Origin of the sequence: Mycobacterium sp. E2479 (genome assembly GCF_001667925.1) — a bacterium.
In the GTDB taxonomy this organism is placed as follows: domain Bacteria; phylum Actinomycetota; class Actinomycetes; order Mycobacteriales; family Mycobacteriaceae; genus Mycobacterium.
Genome location: NZ_LZJR01000096.1, coordinates 134,149 through 158,171 on the forward strand (window position 1 = coordinate 134,149; position 24,023 = coordinate 158,171).

The following is a 24,023-nucleotide window of genomic DNA, read 5'->3' on the forward strand; positions in this document are numbered from 1 at the left end:
CCCAGATGATGATGCGTTTATCAAGGGCGCCTGAGCTGATGGCACACGCAAAAAAGTGCCTGTGCCGTCGGGTCCGTTGACATTACTTCCCGGATTCGAGCTGTTGCAGATGCTCGCCGCCCAGTCGGCGGGAGTATCACCGCGGGCTTGCGCCGGGCTGACGACGACGGGCAGCCCAACGACGACTATTGCCGCACCTATCCATTGGGACCTGATCGACACAGACATGGCTTAATCCCCCGAGGTTCGCTGAGTCATTGACGTGATCGCTCCGCGCTGCGGCGTTAGCACTTCACCCCATGCTGCCGGGCGTTCCGGCGGGCACCTGCATGCCCATCCAGTTGCATGGAGTCCAGGTCCGCCACGCAAACAGCGCGCACTGCTGCTCAGGCGTCAACGGCCCCGGACCTGCGCACGGCGGCGTCCCAGCCGTACCGCATACAGGATCGGCTGAAGCGGTAGGCATGCCGGCAAAGGTGCCTGCGCCGACCATCGATGCGATGGCTATGAGGAATGCGGCGATGAAGAGTTGTGTGCGATTCATGGCGAACTCGGATCTGTAGGCGATGGCCGTTTCTAGTTTGGTGACGTGCCCGATTCGTCGATCGGAGCGTAAACGCTCGCGCGGTTAGTTACACCGGGATTTGTGGAAATGCCCGTTGGGGATGGCGTGAATCGCTAGCATCCTGACCGTGGCAGGGGAGGACGCTGCGGAGGGGACGCCGTTTGGTCGCTACCGCTTGGTGCGGTTGTTGGGCAGGGGCGGCATGGGTGAGGTGTGGCGCGCATATGACACCGCCACCGACAGGATCGTCGCCATCAAGCTCTTACCGGCGCATTACTCTGACAATGACGAGTTTCGGCGGCGGTTTCGTCGTGAAGCTCACGCGGCTGCTCGGTTAGACACACCGCACGTGGTGCCGATTTATGACTATGGGGAGATCGACGGCCGCCTGTTCGTGAGTATGCGGCTGATCGGGGGTCGCGATCTGCAAGCCGCGCTGGCCGACGGGCCGATAGCGCCGGCCCGCACGGTGCGCATCATCGAGGGGGTCGCTGACGCTTTGCATTCCGCCCACAAGGTGGGCCTGGTGCATCGTGATGTCAAACCGTCCAACATTCTGCTGGACGAGAATGATTTCGCCTACCTGATTGATTTCGGCATCGCTCGCGCCGCCGATGAAACGCGAATGACCAAGTCCGGCTACGCGCCCGGCACCTTTCAATACATCGCACCTGAGCGTTTAGGCGCCCGCACAGAAGAGGACGCTCGCGCTGACATCTACTCGCTGGCCTGCGTGCTGTATGAGTGCCTGACCGGGCGCCCGCCGTTTGAAGCGGTCACGATGGCGGGGCAGGTCGCCGCGCACCTCCATAGTCCGCCGCCCCAACCATCGATCAGCAGGCCGAACGTGCCGGCGCAGTTCGACGCGGTGATTGCCAAAGGGATGGCTAAAGACCCCGACGACCGGTATGCGACTACCGTCGAGTTAGCAGACGCCGCCCACGATGCCATCACCGTCCCCATCCAGCGACCGCAGCCAGGACCGCCGTCCAACACCCACACCGAGCAAGCAGATACTGTCGCGTCTGGGGTCCCGTACGACGAGCCACCTCAACCGCCGAGCGCCCACGCCGACGAAACCCGGACATTAGCCGCAACCGTCGAGGGCCAGGACAACAAACCCGCTGACGCGCCCACACAGTTAGCCCCCACCCAACCGGCTGGGGTAGCGAAGTCCGCGCCCCCACCGGCCACCGCGGCGCCATCGCGAGGTTGGTTCGCCACGTGGGGCTGGGCGCTTTCCCTTGTCGCCGCCATTGTCGTTATCGGCACTGCTATCCCCATCATGGTCTTCGTTGGGCACTCCAAGAAAACCCCCAACGCGCTGGATGGCCTGCTGCTCAGCCCCGACCAAATCGGTGCCGTGATGGGCACGAGCGGAATGGAGTCTAAGGGAGGTGTTTTCAGCAACGCATGGTCAATCAACGTGACGGTTGTAACCCCGGCCAACATTAATTGTCTCGCCGTCGCGTACGCAGCGGAGAACACCGCCTACAAAGGAAGTGGGTGGACGGCCATGCGCGCACAGGAGGTGCGCAATTCAGGGAGCCAGCTCATTCAGCTCGTCAGCCAGAATGTCGTAGCATTCTCGTCGGCGGATGCTGCGGCGGCGGTCTACGCTGCCTCGTCACGAAGTTGGTCGGCCTGCGCGAACACTCGGTGGACCGAAACATCGCGCGCCGACGGATCAACCACGATGTGGTCAGCCGGGTCGGTGTCCGACCAGAACGGGTGGCTGACCATATCGGCTACGAGAGAAGACATTCCGACAATTACCAGGCAGCGCGCGATGACCGCGCGAAAAAACATCGTCATCGACGTCTCCACGGTTTCCGATAGGCCGTCCTCTCAGCTCGCCGTCGATATTGCCAAGCAAATCGCCGCCAAAGTACCAACTTAAGCGGCGGCAGTTGCGCCCTTATCGCTAGCTACCTCCCAGAGAATGCCAGCTCAGCGACCATATGCCCATATGTGTGGCCACGGAGCCCGTCACAGGTCCAAAACACATGTGACACCTGCCAGAAGTCTGTTGCGCGATACCGGGATTGAACCAGAGGTCTCTTCGACTACGAGTTAAGCGCAGGCGCGCTTTGCAGTGCGTCAAGCACGCGCCGGTCGTGGCGACTTGATCGAGCGGCCTCTGAGATGTCCATTCTAACTTTGTCAGTCCAAGATATTTGAGTGCGTAGGCATTTCGGCTACCTGCATAGCCGCAGGGCAAGGACGCCGTATATCAGCGCCTAGTGCGCGACTACCTGGACTGAGCGGCGGACATGCAGGTATCGCCGTCGCAGCGGCCCTAAGCGGGCCGTTTTGAGTCAGCCGGCCACAGCGAAGGTACTGATCGCGCTGCCGGCCAAGCGACATTGCACGTCAGTGCACGCTTCGCGAACCGGCCTGACGGGTCGTGACGACGATGACTGACGAATCAACTGTGGGGATGCAGAAGTAGCACAGACCTGGCTCGAGCGTGGGATAGCTGCACTCGGGGCAGAGATCAGGACATAGCAACGTAGTCGACATGAATCGATGTTGAGGCCACGGATTCTCCCGCGCCACGTCCAGCGAGAAATGGGTATGTATGCGCCACACAACTGATGCTCAATCGATGCTTGTCGGTCCGGGTGGCGATCAGAGGTAACTCATGAGCGGCCATGATGAGAAACCGATATGTTCGGCCGCTGCACTCGTCCGGCCCTGACGGCCAAGCAAATTTCGGCCGCTACTCCAGAATGCTTGGCGTGCAGTCTATTTCGACTTTCACTGCGGCGCCTCAGTCGAACGGCCGCTGCCAGCAGAGAATTCGGCTGCGCCACCGGCACCTCCGACGTACGGTGACTCCCATGTCAACCAACCGCAACCTGGTCTCTGGAGAATCCGCCTTCGAGTCGGCGGTGGGTTATTCGCGCGCGGTGCGGATCGGCCCGCATGTCGCGGTGGCCGGAACAACCGGCGTCGGACCCGCCGGGGACATCGTCGCTCAGACACGGGATGCTTTGCGCCGCATCGAGATCGCGTTGCATCAAGCGGACGCGACGCTCAGCGATGTGGTGCGCACCCGCATCTACGTCACTGACATCTCGCGCTGGCGCGAGGTGGGGGCCGTGCACGAGCAAATCTTCGGTTCGATACGCCCCGCGGCCACTATGGTCGAAGTGTCGGCGCTGATCGCCCCCGAGCTGCTGGTGGAGATCGAGGCCGACGCCTATGTCGGCTGACCCGATTCGCCGCCCACGATCGGTGCGAATGCGCCGTTGTCTGCCGGCGGGTAGGCGGTGACCCGGACCACAGCGGCCACCGGCAGCGGACCGTACAGATGCGGGAACAACATTGACTCCGGATCCGTTGCCACTCCCGGCTCCCATCGCAGCGGCGCGTCGAGCCGGGCCGGGTCGATGTGCAACAGGACCAGGTCGTCACGACCGCGGTAGAGACGGTTGGCGGGCAGGTGCACCTGCTCCGGCGTCGACAGATGGATGAACTCGCCGCCACTAGCGGTCCCCGGGTGAATCCCGCCGCGCTGGCGGGCCAGCGCCCACTCTTCGGTGCCGCACAGGTGCACCAGGACATCGGGGGCGAAGGTCACAACCGGACACCCTAGACACCGCTTAAACCAAACCTGACCACGCCGTGAGAAACGACACACCCGATAACGATCGGGGAACAAGGCGAAAACGCCATACGTCTGAGAAAGTGAATGTACGAGAACGGAGAAGCCATGAATGCAACTCTGACGAGTCCAGAACTGACCAGAGCCGACCGCTGCGACCGCTGCGGTGCCGCGGCTCGTGTACGCGCCAAGCTGCCTTCAGGACTAGAGCTTCTCTTTTGCCAACACCACGCCAACGAGCACGAGGCGAAGCTGACCGAGCAGGACGCGGTGCTGGAGATAAGCGAAAGTTAGTCCGCAACGAACTCGCCCATCGCCAATGTGGGCGATGCGAGCGTTCTTCGGTAATGCTGGACGGGTATGAGCGAGCAGGTCGCAAAACCGTCGCGCCACCACATTTGGCGAATCACTCTGAGGACTCTTTCTAAGAGTTGGGACGACTCGATTTTCTCTGAGTCGGCTCAGGCTGGTTTCTGGTCGGCGTTGTCACTTCCGCCGTTGTTGCTCGGGCTGCTGGGCACCCTGGCGTATGTGGCTCCGCTGTTCGGGCCGGACATGCTGCCCAGCATCCTGCGTCAGCTGATCTCGACGGCACACAGCGTGTTCTCCCGCAGCGTGGTCAACGAGATCATCGAGCCGACCGTGCGTGACATCGCCAACCACGCCCGCGGCGAGGTGGTGTCGCTGGGTTTCATCATCTCGTTGTGGGCGGGGTCGTCGGCCATCTCGTCGTTCGTTGACTCCGTGGTCGAAGCGCACGACCAAACGCCGTTGCGCCACCCGGTGCGCCAGCGCCTGTTCGCGTTGTTCCTCTACGTGGTGGGGCTGGTGTTCGTGGTGGCGACGGCGCCGTTGGTGGTCTTGGGACCGCGCAAGGTCGGTGAGCACATCCCGGTCAGCCTGGCCAACGTGTTGCGCTACGGCTACTACCCGGCCTTGATCCTCGCCTTGATGTTCGGGGTCGTGATCTTGTACCGCGTGTCGTTGCCGGAACCGCTGCCGACGCATCGGCTGATCTTCGGTGCGGCGCTGGCCACCGCGGTGTTCGTGGTCGCCACCCTGGGCCTGCGGATCTACCTGCAGTGGATCACCAGTACGGGCTACACCTACGGCGCGCTGTCCACGCCGATCGCATTTCTGCTGTTCTCGTTCTTCGGCGGCTTCGCGATCATGATCGGCGCCGAACTCAATGCCGCCATCCAGGAGGAATACCCCGCGCCCAGGACGCATGCGCACCGGCTGCGCAGATGGCTGCTGTCGCGCTCGCCCGCGCTGGCGAAGGCGGCGGACACGCTGTCGAATCCCGTGACCAAGAATCCCATCACCGCGCAACGCGACGTCGCGCCGGCGGAGCCTCCCGGCTGATCAGTCCTTCTTCATCCGGTCGTAGATCCGCTTGCAGTCCGGACAGACCGGTGAGCCCGGCTTGGCAGCTTTGGTGACGGGAAACACCTCGCCGCACAGGGCGACAACGTGGTTGCCCATCACCGCGCTCTCGGCGATCTTGTCCTTCTTGACGTAGTGGAAGTACTTCGGGGTGTCGCTGCCGGTCCCGTCGTCGACGCGTTCGTCGGTGTCGGTGCGTTCGATCGTTTGGGTCTGCATACCTGACATTGTGCACTGCCCTGCAGGCCCTGAAACCGGCTGAGCCGGAATCGGTGAGTTGTGGGACAGTGGAGAAATGAAGCACGGCTCCGATCCGGGGTTCGATGACTTTGACGGCAACAAAAGCCGCCCAGTGCTCATCACCGCCGCGGCGACCTCGTATGAGGAGCAGCACCGTGCACGGGTCCGTAAATACCTGACCTTGATGGCTTTCCGCATTCCGGCGCTCATCTTGGCCGCGGTCGCTTACGGCGCATGGCACAACGGGCTGATCTCCTTGGCGATCGTCGCGCTGTCAATCCCGCTGCCCTGGATGGCCGTGCTGATCGCCAACGATCGGCCGCCGCGCAGCGCCGACGAGCCTCGCCGGTTCGACAGTGCCCGCCGACATGCCCCCCTGTTCCCCCGGGGCGAACGGCGCGCGCTGGAGCCACTCCGCCACCCGCAGCCGGAGTGGCCGACGGATGGCCGTGAAGGAACCGATCACAGCTAGCCGCCGTTTCCCCTGACGATGGTGCCGCCGACCGGACTTCTCAGGACATTCTCAGGTCAGCGGCACATTTCTGCACGTCAACGCGTGTGAGATACGGAATCGCTGGGAACTCTCAGTGCTGATCTGTCGTTGAACTCGATGACAGAACAAAGCCGAACGGGAGGTCGCTATGGCGAACGCCAGCACGAGCAGATTTGACGGCGATCTGGATGCTCAAAGCCCCGCAGCGGACCTAGTGCGCGTATATCTGAACGGAATCGGTAAGACGGCACTTCTCAACGCCGCCGGCGAAGTTGAACTTGCCAAGCGCATCGAAGCCGGGCTTTATGCCGAACACCTGCTCGCAACGCGTAAGCGCCTCGGGGAGAACCGTAAACGCGATCTGCAGGCCGTGGTTCGTGATGGCCAGGCGGCGCGCCGCCACCTGCTAGAGGCGAATCTGCGTCTGGTGGTGTCGCTGGCCAAGCGTTACACGGGCCGCGGTATGCCACTATTGGACCTGATCCAGGAGGGCAACCTGGGGCTGATCCGCGCGATGGAAAAGTTCGACTACACAAAGGGATTCAAATTCTCGACCTACGCGACGTGGTGGATCCGTCAGGCCATCACCCGCGGCATGGCCGACCAGAGCCGCACCATCCGGCTGCCGGTTCACCTGGTTGAGCAGGTCAACAAGCTGGCGCGGATAAAGCGCGAGATGCACCAGAATCTGGGACGCGAGGCCACCGACGAGGAGTTGGCCGCCGAATCCGGCATTCCGGTCGAAAAAATCAATGACCTGCTCGAGCACAGCCGCGACCCGGTAAGCCTGGACATGCCGGTCGGCTCCGAGGAGGAAGCCCCGCTGGGCGACTTCATCGAGGACGCCGAAGCGATGTCGGCCGAGAACGCGGTGATCGCCGAGCTGCTGCACACCGACATCCGCAGCGTGTTGGCGACTCTGGACGAGCGTGAGCACCAGGTGATCCGGTTGCGTTTCGGCCTGGACGACGGCCAGCCGCGCACGCTGGACCAGATCGGCAAGCTGTTCGGCCTGTCTCGCGAGCGGGTCCGTCAAATCGAACGGGACGTAATGTCGAAACTCCGCAACGGTGAGCGCGCCGACAGGCTACGGTCGTACGCGAGCTAAGGCCCACCCAAGCTAGGTAGCAGACAGTATGCCCGCCGCGCCAGCGGCGGGCATACTGCTTGCCTGGGAGGCGTTGCAACCATTCGCGCAGCTGGGCAAGTAGACTCAGCGTCGACGGAGGGTGCTGAATGAACGACCTGGTTGACACCACCGAGATGTACCTGCGGACCATCTACGACCTCGAAGAAGAGGGCGTTACGCCGTTGCGAGCCCGAATCGCCGAACGTCTCGATCAGAGCGGGCCGACTGTCAGCCAAACCGTGTCGCGCATGGAGCGGGACGGTCTACTTCACGTGGCCGGTGACCGCCACCTCGAACTCACCGACAAGGGCCGGGCGCTGGCCATTTCCGTGATGCGCAAGCACCGCCTCGCCGAACGCTTGCTGGTCGACGTGATCGGCCTGCCCTGGGAAGAGGTCCACGCCGAGGCGTGCCGCTGGGAGCACGTGATGAGCGAGGACGTCGAGCGTCGCCTGGTGAAGGTGCTCAACAACCCGACCACCTCACCCTTCGGCAACCCGATCCCCGGGCTTCTGGACCTGGGCGTGGGCCCCGAGTCCTGGTCCGAGGACGGTCCCCTGGTCCGGCTGACCGAGTTGCCGCCTGGCGCGCCCGCGGCGGTGGTGGTGCGCCAGCTGACCGAACACGTCCAGGGCGATATCGACCTGATATCACGGCTGAAGGACGCCGGCGTCGTCCCCAACGCGCGCGTCACCGTCGAGACGAGCTCCGCCGGGGTGACCATCGTCATTCCTGGCCACGAGAACGTCACGCTGCCGCACGAGATGGCGCACGCGGTCAAGGTCGAGAAGGTCTGAGCCGGGCTGTTCCTGCCACCTACCCCGCCCTGCGCCCGAACTGCCTGCGCGGCGGTAGCTGCACCCCAAACCGCTTTGCCAGGCGGTAACCGGTTAACGCCAGGTCCCTGATGTCCTCGGGCCGCAGACCCGATTGCAAGGCGGTGTCCAGCATGCCGGCCATCCGATGGTCGGGCTCACAGCGCAGCGCCTCCTGCAGTGACACCCCGGCGAGCGGACCGTCGCCGCGGGCATACGCGCTGAACGCGATCAACACCAGCGCCTCGACGCGCCACGGCGAGGGCAACGTGCGCGCCAGCAGCGCCCAGAGCGATTCAATTTCGCCGGCCCTCTCCCCGACCGCAAGGGCATAGAGCATGTCGCGCACCTGCGCGTCGCTCAGTGCGCAGCCCAGCGTCGCCAACTCCGTTTCGGACAGCGATTCCCCGGCCGCGACCCGGGTGGCGGCGGACATCGCCGTCTCTAGGTCGGCACGGGTGCAGCGGATCGGATGCGCCCGATGCGCTGCGCGACGCCGGGCGGCCTGCCGCCGGAGCGCGCCGACCAGCGCGTCGCTGCGCGCCGGATCGCCGGGCGCGATGACCGCTTCCAGGTCGGCGCGACGCGGATAGAGCCGTCTGCCTTCCAGGACCGCCGCGGCGGCCAGCGGGGAGGCCGCGGGATCATCGACCAGGCCGCTCGAACCGCAGCCCTCGGCGCAATGCCACCGGCCGCCCAGGGCCACCTTGTCGACCAGATGTGTGGCCCACAGCTCGATGTTGTGCTGCGACAACGCTTTATCGAGTACGGCGGACAGCTGCCGGTATTCCTCGTTGCAACTCGGACAGTAGGCCCCGTCCGCGTCGACGATCACCGCGATCACGGCCTCGGGGGCCGCCGCGGCGGTGACCTCCGCCAGGTGCCCCAGCCGATCGACAAGCTCGTCGGAAAGGTCGACCCGCATCACCGAACCGAGCCTCCCGTCGCCCAAAGACACTAATATCAATGAATTTTCGGGAACGAAGCCGAGGACGGCCGGCAGCGCGGCGATGAGTGCGCCGGGGCGGGAAAGTTCGAAGTCTTCTCGATGCGTCGTCATGAGCACCCACGCTGACGGCCGCCACCGTCAAGCGGCGCACACGTGCGCGGACCCGGCAACCGACCTGTGGATGAACCCAGCACTGTGCGTTGTGCTGCCTTAATGTTTAAGCCATGAGTTCGGCGCAAGAGTACGACATGGTGGTGATCGGGTCCGGGCCCGGCGGACAGAAGGCCGCCATCGCGTCGGCCAAGCTCGGTAAGTCGGTCGCCGTCGTCGAACGCGGACAGATGCTCGGCGGTGTGTGCGTCCAGACCGGCACCATCCCATCGAAAACGTTGCGCGAGGCGGTCCTGTACCTCACCGGGATGAGCCAGCGCGAACTCTACGGCGCGAGCTATCGCGTGAAGGAGAAGATCACTCCGGCCGATCTGCTGGCCCGAACCCAGCACGTGATTGGCAAGGAAGTTGACGTGGTGCGCAACCAGCTGATGCGCAACCGCATCGACCTGCTGATCGGTCACGGGCGTTTCGTCGACCCGCACACCATCGAAGTCGAGGACCCGTCGCGGCGCGAAAAGATAACCATTACGGGTAAATACGTGGTCATCGCCACCGGCACCCGGCCCGCGCGGCCCTCCGGCGTCGAGTTCGATGAACACCGGGTGCTCGACTCCGACGGGATCCTCGATCTCAAATCACTGCCCGCCTCGATGGTGGTGGTCGGCGCCGGCGTCATCGGCATCGAGTACGCCTCGATGTTCGCCGCGCTGGGCACCAAGGTCACGGTGGTGGAGAAGCGCGACGACATGCTCGACTTCTGCGACCCGGAGGTCGTCGAGGCGCTGAAGTTCCACCTGCGCGACCTGGCGGTGACGTTCCGGTTTGGGGAGGAGGTGACCGCGGTCGACGTCGGATCGGCGGGCACCGTGACCACCCTGGCCAGCGGCAAACAGATTCCCGCGGAGACGGTGATGTATTCGGCCGGGCGGCAAGGCCAGACCGATCATCTCGATCTGCACAACGCCGAGCTGGATTCCGACAACCGAGGCCGGATCTTCGTCGACGACAATTTCCAGACCAAAGTGCCCCATATCTATGCCGTCGGCGACGTGATCGGCTTCCCCGCGCTTGCCGCGACGTCGATGGAACAGGGACGCCTGGCCGCCTATCACGCGTTCGGGGAAGCCTCCGACGGCATCACCGAGTTACAACCCATCGGCATCTACTCCATCCCGGAGGTCTCCTACGTCGGCGCCACCGAGGTGGAGTTGACGAAGGACTCAGTCCCCTACGAGGTCGGTGTGGCCAGATACCGGGAGCTGGCGCGCGGCCAGATCGCCGGCGACTCCTACGGGATGCTCAAACTGCTGGTGTCCACCACGGACCTCAAGTTGCTCGGCGTGCACATTTTCGGCACCAGCGCCACCGAAATGGTGCACATCGGGCAGGCCGTGATGGGGTGTGGCGGCACCGTCGATTATCTGGTGGACGCTGTATTCAACTACCCCACGTTCTCCGAGGCGTACAAGGTGGCGGCGCTCGATGTGATGAATAAGGTCCGGGCGCTCAACCAGTTCCGGATTTAACCCCAGGGTGGCGACCCGCTACGCCCGGCTCCGCCGCGCTGGCGATCACCACTTAACCCCAGGGTGGCGACCCGCTACGCCCGGCTCCGCCGCGCTGGCGATCGCCACTTAACCCCAGGGTGGCGACCCACTACGCCCGGCTCCGCCGCGCTGGCGATCACCACTAACAGGTGTCTTGAAGGTCGTTCGGGACCGGATCGCCGGGCCCGCCGGCCTCGGCGCGGGCCAGTAGCTGGCCGGTTTGCGCGTCGAACGGCGCCGAGTACGACATGTTGGCGGCGCAGCCGCCTCGCTCGAGGCCGCCGATCACCCCGATCAGTGTGGTGCCGCTGACCCAGGGCGCACCGCTGGTGCCGTCCACCAGCCCCTCACAGGCCAAGGCCGGAAACCCGGTGTCGGTGACTGACGTGCTGGCCTGACACCCGATGGGCGAGCCGCCCACCCCGGCCGGATAGCCCAGCACGGTGACGCGGCTGCCCGGCGGCGGCGTCACACCTAGTGTCAGCGCCAGGCCGGCCTTGGACTCGACGGGAGCGCGGGCGTCATTGCTGACCCGCGCAATCGCATAGTCGGCGCGCGGATCTTTACTGGCCGTCCAGCGTGGGTCGAGGTAGACCGCGTCGGCCTTCCACACATCGGCGGGGCCGGGTGCGGCATCCCCGGCGAAACCGGGAACAAAGGTGATCAGCGAAGCACCGGCCAGGCAGTGCGCGGCGGTCATGATCAGGTTGCCTCCCGGCGAATGCACCACCGAACCGGTGCACACGTGTAGCGGGCCGCCGTCGATGAAAATTGCCCCGATGCGACGATCCGGCTCGACCGGACCAGCGACGGCCTTTTGCTCGGGCTGGCTGAGCCGCTGCACCGGGCCGCCGACGCGCGGAGGGGACACCGGCGCACCCGAAACGTGATCGACCGGACGGTGACACGACGTCAGCGACATCGCCACCCCCACCACCGTGCAGAGCATCAGGATCCGAATGCGCATCGCCTTCATCATGCCTGACCAATGCACTGCAGGCCGACTTGCGCACATCGTGGTGCGTCACGTGGGTTGCCGGCGTATGGGGGTCGGGGGCGGCCCGCGTGAGGTCTCGTTTGCGGATTACGAGTGAGAATTATCCCGTTCCAGCTAACAGCGTGAATGCGAAGTTCGCTGATAGATGTTGGTGCCGCCCGATTCGGGGGACACTTGGTAGGGCACCCTGAAGAGACCCTCGAGAGGAGGCGATTGAAGATGGCTCACCATCAGGACCCAGACGATCAGTACCAGCAAGGGCAGGCTGGCATGTACGAGCTCGAGTTGCCGGCGCCGCAGTTGTCGACGTCCGACGGCCGCGGCCCCGTGCTGGTGCACGCCCTGGAGGGCTTTTCCGACGCCGGCCATGCCATCAAGCTGGCGGCCGCGCACCTCAAGGCGGTGCTCGACACAGAGCTGGTCGCATCCTTTGCGATCGACGAATTGCTGGACTACCGTTCGCGGCGGCCACTGATGACGTTCAAGACCGATCACTTCACCCACTACGAGGATCCCGAGCTGAGCCTGTACGCGATGCGCGACACGATCGGCACACCGTTCCTGTTGCTGGCCGGCATGGAACCGGATCTCAAGTGGGAGCGCTTCATCACCGCGGTGCGGCTGCTGGCCGAGCGCCTCGGCGTGCGCCAGACCATCGGCTTGGGAACGGTCCCGATGGCGGTCCCGCACACCAGGCCGACCACCATGACCGCACACTCGAACAACCCGGAGTTGATCGCCAACTTCCAGCCGTGGATTGCCGAGATCCAGGTGCCGGGCAGTGCCTCCAACCTGCTGGAATACCGGATGGGTCAGCACGGGCACGAGGTCGTGGGCTTCACGGTGCACGTCCCCCACTACCTCACGCAGACCGATTACCCGGCCGCCGCGCAAGCGTTACTCGAGCAGGTCGCCAAGACCGCGTCGCTAGAACTTCCGCTGACCGCGTTAACCGAAGCGGCCGAGGTGATTCGGGCCAAGATCGACGAGCAGGTGGAAGCGAGCACCGAGGTCGCTCAAGTGGTGGCCGCGCTGGAGCGCCAGTACGATGCCTTCATCGACGCTCAGGAGAACAGATCGTTACTGACTCGCGACGAGGATCTGCCTAGCGGCGATGAGCTAGGCGCAGAGTTCGAGCGATTTCTGGCCCAGCAGGCGGAGAAGAAGTACGACGACGACGACAAGTCCTGACCCATTCATCGTGACGCCCTAGCCAGACCGCCCTTAGCCCGGCCCGACACCAAGGTTGGCGATATGACCGAGCGGAAGCGCAATGCCACGCTCCGCCCGGTGCGTGAAGTCACCGCACCCAAGCTCGAGTACCGCACCATTCACGGTTACCGCCGGGCCTACCGTATCGCCGGTTCCGGACCGGCGATTCTGCTGATCCACGGCATCGGCGACAACTCCACGACGTGGAATACCGTGCAGGCCAAGCTCGCCCAGCGGTTCACAGTGATCGCCCCCGATCTGCTCGGCCACGGGCAATCCGATAAGCCGCGCGCCGACTACTCGGTGGCCGCGTACGCAAATGGGATGCGTGACCTGCTCAGCGTGCTCGACATCGAGAGGGTCACAATCATCGGTCACTCGTTGGGTGGCGGTGTGGCTATGCAATTCGCCTACCAATTCCCGCATTTGGTGGAACGGCTGATCCTGGTGGGCGCCGGCGGCGTGACCAAGGACGTCAACTTCGTCTTACGCTGGGCCTCGCTGCCGATGGGCAGTGAGGCGATCGCCCTGCTGCGGTTGCCCCTGGTGCTGCCGGCGGTTCAGATCATGGGACGTGTCCTGGGCATGGCGCTGGGCAGCAGCGGGCTGGGCCGCGATCTACCCAACGTGCTGCGCATCCTCGACGACCTGCCCGAGCCGACGGCGTCCGCGGCGTTCAGCCGGACGCTGCGCGCCGTGGTGGATTGGCGCGGTCAAATCGTCACCATGCTCGACCGATGTTATTTGACCGAAGCCATCCCGGTGCAGATCGTTTGGGGCACCAAGGATGTGGTGGTTCCGGTTCGGCATGCGTGGATGGCGCATGCCGCGATGCCGGGCTCGCGTCTCGAAATCTTCGAAGGCTCCGGCCACTTCCCCTTCCACGATGACCCGGCCCGCTTCATCGATGTCGTCGAGCGCTTCATCGATTCCACCGACCCCGCCGAATACGACCAGGCCAGTCTTCGCGAACTGCTTCGCACCGGCGGTGGCGAGCAGGCCGTCTCGGGTCCCGCGCCCACTCGCGTCGCCGTGCTGAACGCCATCGGTTCCGACGAACGCAGCGCCACCTGATCACCTCGATCGATGTGGGCCGATGCGGCGCCGTACAGTCGGCCCATGGGAATCGGCGTGACGGTGTTGCGGGTGTTCACCGATTCGGACGGCGACTTCGGTAATCCCCTAGGCGTGGTGGACGCCGGCCAGGTCGAGCCCGCGCACCGGCAGCGGCTGGCAACCCAATTGGGCTACAGCGAGACCGTTTTCGTCGACCTCCCGGCCCCCGGCTCCACCACGGCGCACGCCACCATCTACACCCCGCGAACCGAACTGCCGTTCGCCGGCCACCCGACCGTCGGCGCGACGTGGTGGCTGCGCGAGATCGGTTCGCCGATCAATACGCTGCGGGTGCGGGCCGGGATCGTGCCGGTCGGTTACGACGACGACCGCGCCAGCATCAACGCTCGCGCGGAATGGGCGCCCGACATCGCGCTGCACGAATTCACTTCGGCCGGCGAGGTTCTCGCCGCCGACCCGGCCGACTATCCCGATGACACCGCGCATTACCTGTGGGCCTGGACCGACCGGGCGGCAGGCTCGCTGCGGGCGCGCATGTTCGCGGCCAACCTCGGTGTGGTCGAGGACGAGGCGACCGGCTCGGCGGCGATGCGGATCACCGACTACCTGAGTCAGAGCCTGCGGATTACCCAGGGCAAGGGCTCCGTCATCGACACGACCTGGAGCGCCGAGGGCTGGGTCCGGGTGACCGGGCGGGTCGTCAACGACGGTGTGAGACAACTTGACTGACGCCTGCGTGCTCAGCGCTGCCGGTGCAGCACGGCGGTGAGGTGGTCCTGCAGCGGTTGCCCGACCGCACTCATCTGCACCGTGTAGGAGAGCTCGTCACCGTCGATGCGGAACGAACGGCCAAGCGCGGTCACCTCTTTAGCGCTGGGTGTCAAACCGACCGCCGTGGTCGACATCTGCATTTCGATGCGGTCACCGCTCACCGAGTAGGTGCCGACCTCGATCTCGGTGATACCGCTGGGATGCGCCAGAACTATTTCGAGATGACCCGGCTGTGGCACGCGAAGAAAACCGGTTTCGGCGTGCAACGGCTTGCCGTCGGCGACGGCCTTGGTTTTCTGCCCGTAGGTGAGAAACGGCTTACCGACATGGCCGAACACGACTTCTTCGAGATAGTCGAAGGGCGGGATGGTGGGGTACTTGCCCGCACCCTGGCCGGACCAGGTCCCAAGGAGCGGGGCCAACGCCGCAAGGTCGGGATGCAAGTCAGGAGGCATGAAGCCGAGCCTAGCCCGCTGAGGAGCCGGGCAATCCGAGGACGCCGACCCGTCAGCCTGGGGCTGCTACTCCGCGGTGTTCGCGTAGCGCCTGAATCTCGCGTTCGAAGTCGTCCGCGGACTCAAACGACCGATACACGGAGGCGAATCGTAGGTAGGCCACCTCGTCCAGGTCACGCAACGGACCCAGAATGGCCAGGCCGACTTCATGACTGGGTATCTCGGGTGAGGCCGCGGCGCGCACGGTGTCTTCGACCTGCTGGGCCAGCAGGTTCAGCGCATCGTCGTCGACCTGGCGCCCCTGGCACGCCCGGCGCACGCCGCTGATGACCTTCTCCCTGCTGAACGGTTCGGTGACGCCGCTGCGCTTGACCACCGCCAGCACCGCGGTCTCCACGGTGGTGAAGCGTCGCCCGCATTCGGGACAGGATCGGCGGCGCCGGATGGCCTGCCCTTCGTCGGTCTCGCGCGAATCGATCACCCGCGAATCGGGATGGCGGCAGAACGGACAGTGCATGACCGCTCCTTCATCGCGCCGACAAGGTACCGCTGGACTTTGAGCGTACCCGCGCGTCGAACTACACAGCTAATGAAGCCGCCGGCCGTACGAACTCGGCATTGGCATCCCGGATCCGCAGCCCATAGCCCTTTTTTCACAACGTTGCTCAGCCGACCGGAGCGATCAGGGTCTGTCCCGCCATGAGGTTCGACGAGTGTAGATCGTTGAGTTCGCGGATGCGGTCGGCGACCTGGGTGGTCGGCGCGTCGGGCGCCACGCGATGCGCGAAGTCTTGAAGCGACTCGCCCGCATCGACGCGGACGATGGCGAGCCGGTCGGGAACGTGGGCCGCAGAGTTCGTGGAGTCGCCGTTGAGGACCTGCCCGACATTGGCGACGAGACCCAGCCACAGCGTGATTGCCCCGGCGGCCAGCGCCAGCCCGATGGTCGATGCCCAGGTGGTGGCGCGCCTGCCGTGGCGAGCGACGGACATCGCCACCCCGGTGCCGCCGTAGCGCGTGGCCGCATTCGTCGGCCGCGTCGGCGTGGGCCGGCGGGTCCGGGCCAGCCCGTCCCGTCCGTAGCGAGCACCCTGGACGGGTCCATTGATCGGGCGCCGAAGACTGCTGGTATGCGGCGCAGGCGGGTGGATGACTGTCATCTTCGTTCCTCCGGTCAACTAACTCTCGCTCGTGTGTTCGACCCTAATCGCCTGTATGTTCGAAACCGAACATTTGAGCGAAGCGTGTCGCACGAGCAAACGCTAGATCACACCACCGACAAGTTCGTCGGCCTCTACCACTGTCACGAGGCAACAAATACCCGATATCCCGAAGAGTTACACACTTGTGATTCATCGGCCTCGGGCCTTTTAAGCGAGCTGAACCGAGCGGCGACACGCTACTCGAACACATGTTTGATTCTTGCTCGCGCTGCGGCTACATTCAGTGCATGGGCGACATCAACGACGTTTCATCGGCCGGTCCCCAGGCCCGGCTGCACTCCGTGGATCCCTCGCTGACCGAACGGCAGCGAACCATTCTGAATGTCATTCGCGCCTCGGTCACCAGCCGCGGCTACCCGCCCAGCATCCGGGAGATCGGCGACGCCGTCGGTCTGACGTCGACGTCATCGGTGGCGCACCAGCTGCGGACCCTGGAGCGCAAGGGATACCTGCGCCGCGACCCCAACCGCCCGCGCGCCGTCGATGTCCGCGGCGCCGACGACGACGTGGCCGTGCCCGCCACGGAGGTGGCCGGCTCGGACGCCCTGCCCGAACCCACGTTCGTCCCGGTGCTCGGGCGCATCGCGGCCGGCGGGCCCATCCTCGCCGAAGAGGCCGTCGAAGACGTCTTTCCCCTGCCGCGCGAATTGGTCGGTGAAGGCACGCTTTTCCTGCTCAAGGTCGTCGGTGACTCGATGGTCGATGCCGCGATCTGTGACGGCGACTGGGTGGTGGTGCGTCAGCAGAACGTCGCCGACAACGGCGACATCGTCGCGGCGCTGCTCGACGGTGAGGCCACGGTCAAGACCTTCAAACGCGCCGGCGGTCAGGTGTGGCTGATGCCGCACAACCCGGCGTTCGATCCCATCCCGGGCAACGACGCGAGCGTGCTGGGCAAGGTCGTCACGGTTATTCGCAAGGTCTGACGCGGGAGCGGACCCAGTCAGTCGGCCCTGGTGAAGCCGTTCGCCTGCGCGACTTCTTCGCTGGACAACCAAATTTCGGCGAGCGTGTCCTGATACAGGTCGCTGTCCGGCATGTAATACAAGCCGTAACGCGCGCTCGCCTTGACGGGATATCCGTCGGGCGCCTGGTACGGGTCATCGAGCGGCAGGTGGATGGTGGGTCGCCCGTCCGGTCCCGCCATACCGTTCTCCGAGGCGTCCTCGGCGGCGTGCCGACCGCTTCGTGACGGAGTCTTTACGCCCGCCTCGGCGACCACGGCGGCTCCTACCGCGGCGTCGGCCGCGGCATCCGGTGCGGGCTCGACGTCCGGTTCCGGGAGGTCGAGGTATTCGTCTTCTGGCTCAGCGGTTTCCAGGGCGCTGGCCACGGCATCGTCGTCCGCTGGGGTGGAGGGAAGGACGTCTGGGTACTCGTCTTCCGGATACGTCTCCTCCACATAACCGGCATCGGGATCCTCGGCGTCGAGATAGGCGGCGTCGTCCGCCGTCTCGGGCTCGGCGACATCCGGAACGGCGTCGGTGTAGTCGGTGTAGTCGTCCCCGGCATCGGGATAGGCGGCCTCCGGCAGCATCTCCTCGGAGACGACCGGGATCGAGTCGGTGTCGACCGCGTCGGGGTCTTCCTCGTCGAACCCGTGGTCGCCTCCGACGGCAACTTGACGTTGCCAGCCGACCGGCCCGGCCTCCGGCTCCGGTTCGGGCTGGCGCGGCGCGGCTTGTCCAAACGAGTCGGCGGTGACGTCGGAATCGTCGTGTCCCCAGCGCTCGTCGGCGTCGTAGCCGAAGTACCCCTCGTGGCCGGGCGCGTAGGCCGCGGCGTCCTCGTGGTCGGGCCGGCGGCGCCGCCATACGAACAGCACCCACGCCAGCAGCACGATCAGCGCCACCACCGGAAGGGCGGCAACCAGCCACCACCAGTGCCAGGTGGACTTCTTCGCGTGCGGCGGCATAGCCGAGTTGCTCGGCTGGTCCTGACCCGACACCTGCAGGCCGGACAGCAGCTTCGCCAAGTTGGCCGGCTCCGTGCTGAACGTGTTCTTTGCCCGGTTCCACGAAATCTTGCCGCCGGTGAACTGCTGGGAGATGACATCGCCGTTGACGGCTTGGTCGGCGACGGGGGCACCGAGTTTTCCGGCCGGAGCGCGCAGCTTGTCCCACGCAGTCTTCATCGCCCCGCGTACGACGAAGGCGCCGTGGTCGGAAGTCCAGAAGATGACCGGCTTGTCGGCCGCGGAGAAGGTGGCGATACGGCTGGAAGGCCCTATGCCGCCGTCGGTTTCGTTGGTGGTCGGGAAGCCCAGGTCGCTGCCGACCGGTCCGCCCAGTGACTCGTACTTGGCCAGTATGTCGCTTTCGAGGGCGTTCGCGCCGGTCGCTGGGGTGAAGAACACCTTGCCGCCGGCGAAGTTCTGGGCGATCCCGTCCCCGCCGACCCGATATTGCCCGCCCTGCTTGGCGCCCAACGGCCCCGTGGGTCCCCCGGCCGCGCGCCAGGCGGTGTTGATCGCGGCGGTCGGATCGATCGCTACCTGTAGGCCCTTGAGCTGGTCGGCCAGTGCCGGCGGTTCGGTGGTGAACTGCTTCGTCTGCCGGTTCCACGAGACCTGGCCGCCGCTGAATTTCTGGGAGGACACCTCGCCGCTGTACGTCTCGTCGCCGACCGGTACGCCCAGAACCCCGCCCGAGCTGCCCAGCTTGTCCCAAGCGGTGTTGAGTGCGCCACGCACCACGTGCGCGCCGTGTTCGGGCGTCCAGAAAATCACCGGCTTGTCGCTGGCTGAGAAGGTGATCACCCGGCTGTCCGGACCGGAGAGGCCTGGAACCTCGTCGATGGCCGGGAAGCCCAGATCGCTGCCGGCCGGTCCACCCAGCGACTCGTACTTGTCCAGGACGGGCCCGTAGGCGAATTTGGCTCCGGTGGCCGGGGTGAAGAACATCTTGCCGCCGTCGAAGTCCAGAGCGAAACCATCAGCGACCGGGTACACGTCGCCCCTACGGGCGCCCAGTGGCGAGGTGTCGCCGCCGGCCTTATCCCATGCGGCCATGATCGCGGCCTCGGCGTCGCCTATCGGACTCGCTATCGCGGTGGGCGCCAGCAATACCGCGGCCAATGCCGTCGTCGTCAGGCTGACCAGCGCGCTTCCGATCAGCTTGCGCATATGGCCTCTCTGCACTTCACCAAGCCTCCCAGCCGGCGGACATGGCCCATCCTGCGGCTATGCCCTTGCCTGCATAACCGGCGAGCGGGCGGTACTTGCGCCGGAAATGGACCCGCGCACAACCAGCCTTATCGTCGGGCTCGCATAACTTTGCTCCAACCGCCAAGAAATGCGAAGTCAAATCACGAATTTTACAAAAACGGATACCACACCGATGTCGAAATGATGCCGACCCATGGCTCGATCGCGATCCGCCGTGGCACCGTTCGTGCGGTGTTGCGGATACCGCACGGCAACGCGGCGGGAAGGCAAAATCGAATAACGAGGCCGGACTGCCGACTCGCGCAGCAGAATTGCGCCGGCCGCGGCTGCGCGGCGCGCATGAGCGGACGGCGCGATAGCGGGCCTGACTACGCGTGCTCACGCGGTCGGTATATCCGAAATCCATGGGCCGACGGTACGTGAGCCATCGGCGCATTCACGCTCTACCCCGGCACAACCGACCATTGCACGCATTGGTCGGTTCGTCGGCAATAGCGACGTGCGAGTCAACGAACGAATGTCCATCGCGTCCCGCCAGTGCCGGAGGCCCCTGCGCCGACAGCGTCGCGCCTATCCGAATCGCGCGTCTGCTATCCAGCAAAACGAAAGGCTAGACGCCGAGGCTGCGGCCGATGATTTCCTTCATGATCTCGGTCGTGCCACCGTAGATCGTTTGCACCCGGGCATCCAGATAGGCACGGGCCACAGGGTATTCACGCATGTAGCCATAACCACCGTGCAGTTGCAGACAGCGGTCGATCAGATGCACCTGCTTTTCGGTGCAGTACCACTTGGCCATGGCGGCCTGCTCGGCGGTCAGCTTGTGGTCCAGGTGCAGGCGGACGAACTCGTCGACCATCATGCGGACCACGGTAGCCTCCGTCGCCAGCTCGGCGAGCACGAAGCGGCTGTTCTGGAAGCTGCCGATCGGCTTACCAAAAGCCTTGCGCTCCTTGGTGTATTGCAGGGTCTGCTCGAGCACCTGCTCCATGGCCGCGGCGGCCATGATGGCGATCGAGATGCGTTCCTGCGGCAGGTTCTGCATGAGATAGATGAATCCCATGCCCTCCTGGCCCAGCAGGTTTTCGGCCGGCACCTTGACGTCGGTGAACGACAACTCGGCCGTGTCCTGGGCGTCGAGCCCGATCTTGTCCAGGTGGCGCCCGCGCTCAAAGCCTTCCATGCCCCGCTCGACGGCGAGCAGCGAGAAACCCTGAGAGCCCTTTTCCGGGTCGGTCTGCGCGACCACGAGCACCAGATCGGAGTTGATTCCGTTGGTGATGAACGTCTTTGAGCCGTTGAGCACGTAGTGGTCGCCCTGCTTGACCGCACGGGTCTTGATGCCCTGCAGGTCGCTACCGGTTCCCGGTTCGGTCATCGCTATCGCCGTGATCAGCTCTCCGGTGCAGAATTTCGGCAACCAGCGCTGCTTCTGCTCCTCGGTGGCCAGCGCCAACAGGTACGGCGCCACGATGTCGTTATGCAGGCCGAAACCGATGCCGCTGTACCGGCCGGCGGTGGTCTCCTCGGTGATGATCGCGTTGTACCGAAAGTCGGGGTTGCCGCCGCCGCCGTACTCTTCCGGCACTGCCATGCCGAGGAAGCCTTGCTTGCCGGCCTCGAGCCACACACCCCGGTCGACAATCTTCTCCTTCTCCCACTCGTCGTGGTAGGGCGCGACGTGACGCTCGAGAAAGCCCCGGTAGGACTCACGAAACAGGTCGTGCTCTGACTCGAAAAGAGTGCGCTGGTATTTGATGGCGCTGCTCATAAAAGACCTCCGGCGACTGGGGTTACTGCAGCCCAACATATACCAACCAGACGGTTGGTAGGCAGCCGGCGGGCTGACCTATTGTCGGCTCGGGTGCGTCGGGCAGCACTGCTCCGCGCGGCTCAACTGGGGGAATGCGCGTTCAGTGCGCGGAGAACTCGCGCAGCCGGCCGGCCAGCGCGAGCGGAACCCGGGCCCTGATGCGGGTGCCCTCGGCGTTGTGCTCCTCCCGCTGTACGCGCCCATCGGCGTGCAGCCGGGCCACCAGGTCGCCGCGGTGATACGGGATCACCACGTCGACGGCGGTGTCGGCGGGGACGGCGAGTTCGGCGATCCGGCGGCGCAGGGCGTCGATTCCGTCGCCGGTGCGCGCGGACACGAACATGGCGCCCGGCAGGGCATGGCGAAGCTTGGCCAGCGTCAAATCGCTTGCGGCGTCAACCTTGTTCACCACCACCAGCTCCTGCGGCGCGTCGCCGTCGTGGTCGGCCCCATAGTCGGCCACGACTTCGGAGACAACCTGGCGGACCGCGTTGATCTGCGCGAGCGGGTTGACGTCGGAGCCGTCGACGACGTGCACCAGCAGATCGGCGTCGACGACCTCTTCCAACGTGGAGCGAAAGGCTTCGACCAGTTGGGTGGGCAGGTGCCGGACGAACCCGACGGTGTCGGTGAGCACGAACGGCCGGCCGTCATCGAACTCGGCTCGTCGGGTGGTGGGTTCCAGGGTGGCGAATAACGCGTCCTGTACCAGCACCCCGGCCCCGGTCAGCGCGTTGAGCAGGCTCGACTTGCCGGCGTTTGTGTAGCCGACGATGGCGATGGCGGGCAGGTCGCTGCGCACCCGCCGGCTGCGCTGGGTGTCGCGGACCTGTTTCATGTCCTTGATCTCGCGGCGCAGCCTGGCCATGCGCTCGCGGATCCGCCGCCGGTCGGTCTCGATCTTGGTTTCACCGGGACCGCGCAGGCCCACGCCTCCCCCGCTGCCGCCGGCACGGCCACCAGCCTGGCGCGACATCGACTCACCCCAGCCACGCAGCCGCGGCAGCATGTATTCCATCTGGGCCAGCGAGACCTGCGCCTTGCCCTCTCGGCTGGTGGCGTGCTGGGCGAAGATGTCGAGGATCAGCGCGGTGCGGTCGATGACCTTGACCTTCACCGCCTTTTCCAGCGCGGTCAGCTGCGCCGGGGAGAGTTCACCGTCGCAGATGACGGTGTCGGCGCCGGTCGCCAGCACTACTTCGCGGAGTTCGGCGGCCTTGCCCGAACCGATGTAGGTCGACGGGTCCGGTTTGTCGCGGCGCTGGATCAATCCCTCGAGCACCTCGGAGCCGGCGGTTTCGGCCAGGGCCGCGAGTTCGGCCATGCTGGCCTCGCTGTCGGCGGCGCTGCCGTCGGTCCACACGCCCACCAGGACGACCCGCTCGAGCCGGAGCTGGCGGTACTCGACTTCGGAGACGTCGGTGAGTTCGGTGGACAGGCCGGCCACGCGGCGCAGCGCCGACCGGTCTTCGAGGGCGAGTTCGCCCGTGCTGGGCTCCGGGATTGCCGAAGCGCGGTCATGAAATTCAGGTTCTGTCATAGGCAATAAGAGATGATGCACGCGAAAACGGTGTCGCGCATCTGATTAACGCTGCTGTTCGCCCCACCATTCCTCGCTGATTTCTCCCTCGGCTACCAGTATGGACGGTCCTCGCAGGAAGCTGGTGGCGTCGGTGATGGTCACGACGACCTCACCGCCGGGCACCCTAACGGTCAGGGTGCCGGTGGCCACACCGGCACCGGCCAGTGCGGCGACCGCGGCGGCGACCGTTCCGGTGCCGCACGAGCGGGTTTCGCCCACTCCCCGCTCATGCACGCGCATGTGCACCGCCCCATCGACTGGTGCGGTGAGGATCTCGACATTCACCCCATCGGGGAATTGGGCCGGATCGAAGCTCACCGGCGCGGCAACGTCCAGTGCCGCCAGCGCCTCGGCGGTCAGTTGTGGGTCCACGCAGGCCAGGTGCGGATTGCCCACATCCACTGCCAGGCCCGCGAACCGCCGGCCGCTTACGACCGCTTCGCCGGGGCCCAAGGCATTGGCCTTGCCCATGTCGACGCTAATGTCGGCGGTGGTCGCATCGGCCCGATGCACCGCGACCGGCCTCGGGCCGGCCAGCGACCCGACCACGAATTCGTCGCGAGATTCCATGCCGCAGGCGCGCAGGTAGTGCGCGAAGACTCGCACGCCGTTGCCGCACATCTGGGCGACGGAGCCGTCGGCGTTGCGATAGTCCATGTACCAATCCCCGACCCCCACTCCGTCGGGCACCCGGTCGAGCACGCCGGCCGACAGCGCCGCACCGGCGGTGGTGATGCGCAGCACCCCGTCGGCGCCCAGGCCGCGGCGCCGGTCGCAGAGCGCGGCCACCCGCGACTCGGTCAGGCTCAGCTCCGCCTGCGGGTCCGGCAGCACCACGAAGTCGTTCTGGGTACCGTGGCCCTTCGCGAAGATCACCTG

24 protein-coding genes are annotated in these 24,023 nt (G+C 65.4%); 12 read left to right on the forward strand and 12 right to left on the reverse strand.

What is annotated here, in order from left to right; genetic code table 11:
• Positions 1-292 precede the first annotated feature (292 nt).
• Positions 293-493, reverse strand: coding sequence for a hypothetical protein (locus tag A5686_RS28435; protein ID WP_369829714.1), 201 nt, complete (start codon positions 491-493; stop codon positions 293-295).
• Positions 494-692: 199 nt separating this feature from the next.
• Here A5686_RS28435 and A5686_RS27625 point away from each other — a divergent pair, with 199 nt between their 5' ends.
• Both A5686_RS27625 and A5686_RS15560 read left to right on the forward strand, forming a co-directional pair.
• Positions 693-2,465, forward strand: a complete 1,773-nt coding sequence (locus A5686_RS27625; protein ID WP_197520585.1) for a serine/threonine-protein kinase PknH/PknJ — start codon at positions 693-695, stop codon at positions 2,463-2,465.
• A gap of 943 nt (positions 2,466-3,408) precedes the next feature.
• Positions 3,409-3,783, forward strand: coding sequence for a RidA family protein (locus A5686_RS15560; RefSeq protein ID WP_067935798.1), 375 nt, complete (start codon positions 3,409-3,411; stop codon positions 3,781-3,783).
• Here the strand turns inward: A5686_RS15560 and A5686_RS15565 are convergent.
• Complete coding sequence (locus A5686_RS15565) at positions 3,771-4,151, reverse strand: DUF952 domain-containing protein (protein ID WP_067935801.1); 381 nt, start codon at positions 4,149-4,151, stop codon at positions 3,771-3,773. The two genes, A5686_RS15560 and A5686_RS15565, sit on opposite strands and share 13 nt — an antisense overlap.
• A 132-nt stretch (positions 4,152-4,283) precedes the next feature.
• On the opposite strand from A5686_RS15565, the gene A5686_RS26715 reads away from it, so the two are divergent.
• Together A5686_RS26715 and A5686_RS15570 are read left to right on the forward strand one after the other, a co-directional pair.
• Positions 4,284-4,469, forward strand: coding sequence for a hypothetical protein (locus A5686_RS26715; RefSeq protein WP_082947666.1), 186 nt, complete (start codon positions 4,284-4,286; stop codon positions 4,467-4,469).
• A 66-nt stretch (positions 4,470-4,535) separates the two neighbouring features.
• Entirely contained in the window at positions 4,536-5,540 is a 1,005-nt protein-coding gene (locus A5686_RS15570) for a YihY/virulence factor BrkB family protein (RefSeq protein ID WP_067935802.1), read from the forward strand.
• Here A5686_RS15570 and A5686_RS15575 read toward each other — a convergent pair whose 3' ends face one another.
• The gene (locus A5686_RS15575; RefSeq protein WP_067935806.1) at positions 5,541-5,780 is read right to left on the reverse strand and encodes a DUF3039 domain-containing protein; all 240 of its coding nucleotides are present in this window, start codon (positions 5,778-5,780) and stop codon (positions 5,541-5,543) included.
• A gap of 58 nt (positions 5,781-5,838) precedes the next feature.
• Between A5686_RS15575 and A5686_RS15580 the strand changes: the two genes are divergently transcribed.
• The 3 genes from A5686_RS15580 to A5686_RS15590 all read left to right on the forward strand — a co-directional run bounded on the left by A5686_RS15580 (position 5,839) and on the right by A5686_RS15590 (position 8,220).
• The gene (locus A5686_RS15580; protein ID WP_197520586.1) at positions 5,839-6,273 is read left to right on the forward strand and encodes a DUF3099 domain-containing protein; all 435 of its coding nucleotides are present in this window, start codon (positions 5,839-5,841) and stop codon (positions 6,271-6,273) included.
• Positions 6,274-6,442: 169 nt separating this feature from the next.
• Positions 6,443-7,402, forward strand: coding sequence for a sigma-70 family RNA polymerase sigma factor SigB (sigB, locus tag A5686_RS15585; protein WP_067127016.1), 960 nt, complete (start codon positions 6,443-6,445; stop codon positions 7,400-7,402).
• Between the two features lie 128 nt (positions 7,403-7,530).
• Complete coding sequence (locus tag A5686_RS15590) at positions 7,531-8,220, forward strand: metal-dependent transcriptional regulator (protein WP_067935812.1); 690 nt, start codon at positions 7,531-7,533, stop codon at positions 8,218-8,220.
• A 19-nt stretch (positions 8,221-8,239) separates the two neighbouring features.
• Here the strand turns inward: A5686_RS15590 and A5686_RS15595 are convergent, their stop codons facing one another.
• Positions 8,240-9,298, reverse strand: coding sequence for a DUF4192 domain-containing protein (locus A5686_RS15595; protein WP_067935813.1), 1,059 nt, complete (start codon positions 9,296-9,298; stop codon positions 8,240-8,242).
• A 113-nt stretch (positions 9,299-9,411) separates the two neighbouring features.
• Between A5686_RS15595 and sthA the strand changes: the two genes are divergently transcribed.
• Positions 9,412-10,827: a Si-specific NAD(P)(+) transhydrogenase gene (gene sthA, locus A5686_RS15600; RefSeq protein WP_067935814.1), complete on the forward strand. Its 1,416-nt coding sequence runs from the start codon at positions 9,412-9,414 to the stop codon at positions 10,825-10,827.
• Positions 10,828-10,990: 163 nt separating this feature from the next.
• Here the strand turns inward: sthA and A5686_RS15605 are convergent, their stop codons facing one another.
• Entirely contained in the window at positions 10,991-11,827 is an 837-nt protein-coding gene (locus A5686_RS15605; protein ID WP_067935815.1) for a serine protease, read from the reverse strand.
• Between the two features lie 237 nt (positions 11,828-12,064).
• Here A5686_RS15605 and A5686_RS15610 point away from each other — a divergent pair, with 237 nt between their 5' ends.
• The 3 genes from A5686_RS15610 to A5686_RS15620 all read left to right on the forward strand — a co-directional run bounded on the left by A5686_RS15610 (position 12,065) and on the right by A5686_RS15620 (position 14,863).
• Positions 12,065-13,036 (forward strand): proteasome assembly chaperone family protein, encoded by a 972-nt coding sequence (locus A5686_RS15610; protein ID WP_067935818.1) that lies wholly within the window; start codon positions 12,065-12,067, stop codon positions 13,034-13,036.
• A gap of 63 nt (positions 13,037-13,099) precedes the next feature.
• Positions 13,100-14,131, forward strand: coding sequence for an alpha/beta fold hydrolase (locus tag A5686_RS15615; RefSeq protein WP_067935821.1), 1,032 nt, complete (start codon positions 13,100-13,102; stop codon positions 14,129-14,131).
• 45 nt (positions 14,132-14,176) lie between these two features.
• Positions 14,177-14,863 carry a PhzF family phenazine biosynthesis protein gene (locus A5686_RS15620; protein ID WP_067935824.1) on the forward strand — a complete coding sequence of 229 codons (687 nt, stop codon included), beginning with the start codon at positions 14,177-14,179 and terminating at the stop codon, positions 14,861-14,863.
• 11 nt (positions 14,864-14,874) lie between these two features.
• Here the strand turns inward: A5686_RS15620 and A5686_RS15625 are convergent, their stop codons facing one another.
• The 3 genes from A5686_RS15625 to A5686_RS15635 form a co-directional block, all read right to left on the reverse strand.
• Positions 14,875-15,360 carry a peroxynitrite isomerase gene (locus A5686_RS15625; RefSeq protein ID WP_067935830.1) on the reverse strand — a complete coding sequence of 162 codons (486 nt, stop codon included), beginning with the start codon at positions 15,358-15,360 and terminating at the stop codon, positions 14,875-14,877.
• Between the two features lie 52 nt (positions 15,361-15,412).
• Positions 15,413-15,877 carry a transcriptional regulator NrdR gene (gene nrdR, locus A5686_RS15630; protein ID WP_067935835.1) on the reverse strand — a complete coding sequence of 155 codons (465 nt, stop codon included), beginning with the start codon at positions 15,875-15,877 and terminating at the stop codon, positions 15,413-15,415.
• Between the two features lie 148 nt (positions 15,878-16,025).
• Positions 16,026-16,520: a LysM peptidoglycan-binding domain-containing protein gene (locus A5686_RS15635; protein WP_067935838.1), complete on the reverse strand. Its 495-nt coding sequence runs from the start codon at positions 16,518-16,520 to the stop codon at positions 16,026-16,028.
• Between the two features lie 290 nt (positions 16,521-16,810).
• On the opposite strand from A5686_RS15635, the gene lexA reads away from it, so the two are divergent.
• Positions 16,811-17,509: a transcriptional repressor LexA gene (gene lexA / locus A5686_RS15640; RefSeq protein ID WP_067935841.1), complete on the forward strand. Its 699-nt coding sequence runs from the start codon at positions 16,811-16,813 to the stop codon at positions 17,507-17,509.
• 17 nt (positions 17,510-17,526) lie between these two features.
• On the opposite strand, the gene A5686_RS15645 is transcribed toward lexA, so the two are convergent.
• The 4 genes from A5686_RS15645 to dapF form a co-directional block, all read right to left on the reverse strand.
• Positions 17,527-19,707: an LGFP repeat-containing protein gene (locus A5686_RS15645; protein ID WP_067935844.1), complete on the reverse strand. Its 2,181-nt coding sequence runs from the start codon at positions 19,705-19,707 to the stop codon at positions 17,527-17,529.
• A 652-nt stretch (positions 19,708-20,359) separates the two neighbouring features.
• On the reverse strand, positions 20,360-21,520 hold the full coding sequence (locus tag A5686_RS15650) for an acyl-CoA dehydrogenase family protein (protein WP_067935847.1): 1,161 nt from the start codon (positions 21,518-21,520) through the stop codon (positions 20,360-20,362).
• 142 nt (positions 21,521-21,662) lie between these two features.
• Positions 21,663-23,102: a GTPase HflX gene (gene hflX, locus A5686_RS15655; RefSeq protein WP_067935849.1), complete on the reverse strand. Its 1,440-nt coding sequence runs from the start codon at positions 23,100-23,102 to the stop codon at positions 21,663-21,665.
• A gap of 45 nt (positions 23,103-23,147) precedes the next feature.
• On the reverse strand, positions 23,148-24,020 hold the full coding sequence (dapF, locus tag A5686_RS15660; protein WP_067936215.1) for a diaminopimelate epimerase: 873 nt from the start codon (positions 24,018-24,020) through the stop codon (positions 23,148-23,150).
• Positions 24,021-24,023: the final 3 nt, after the last annotated feature.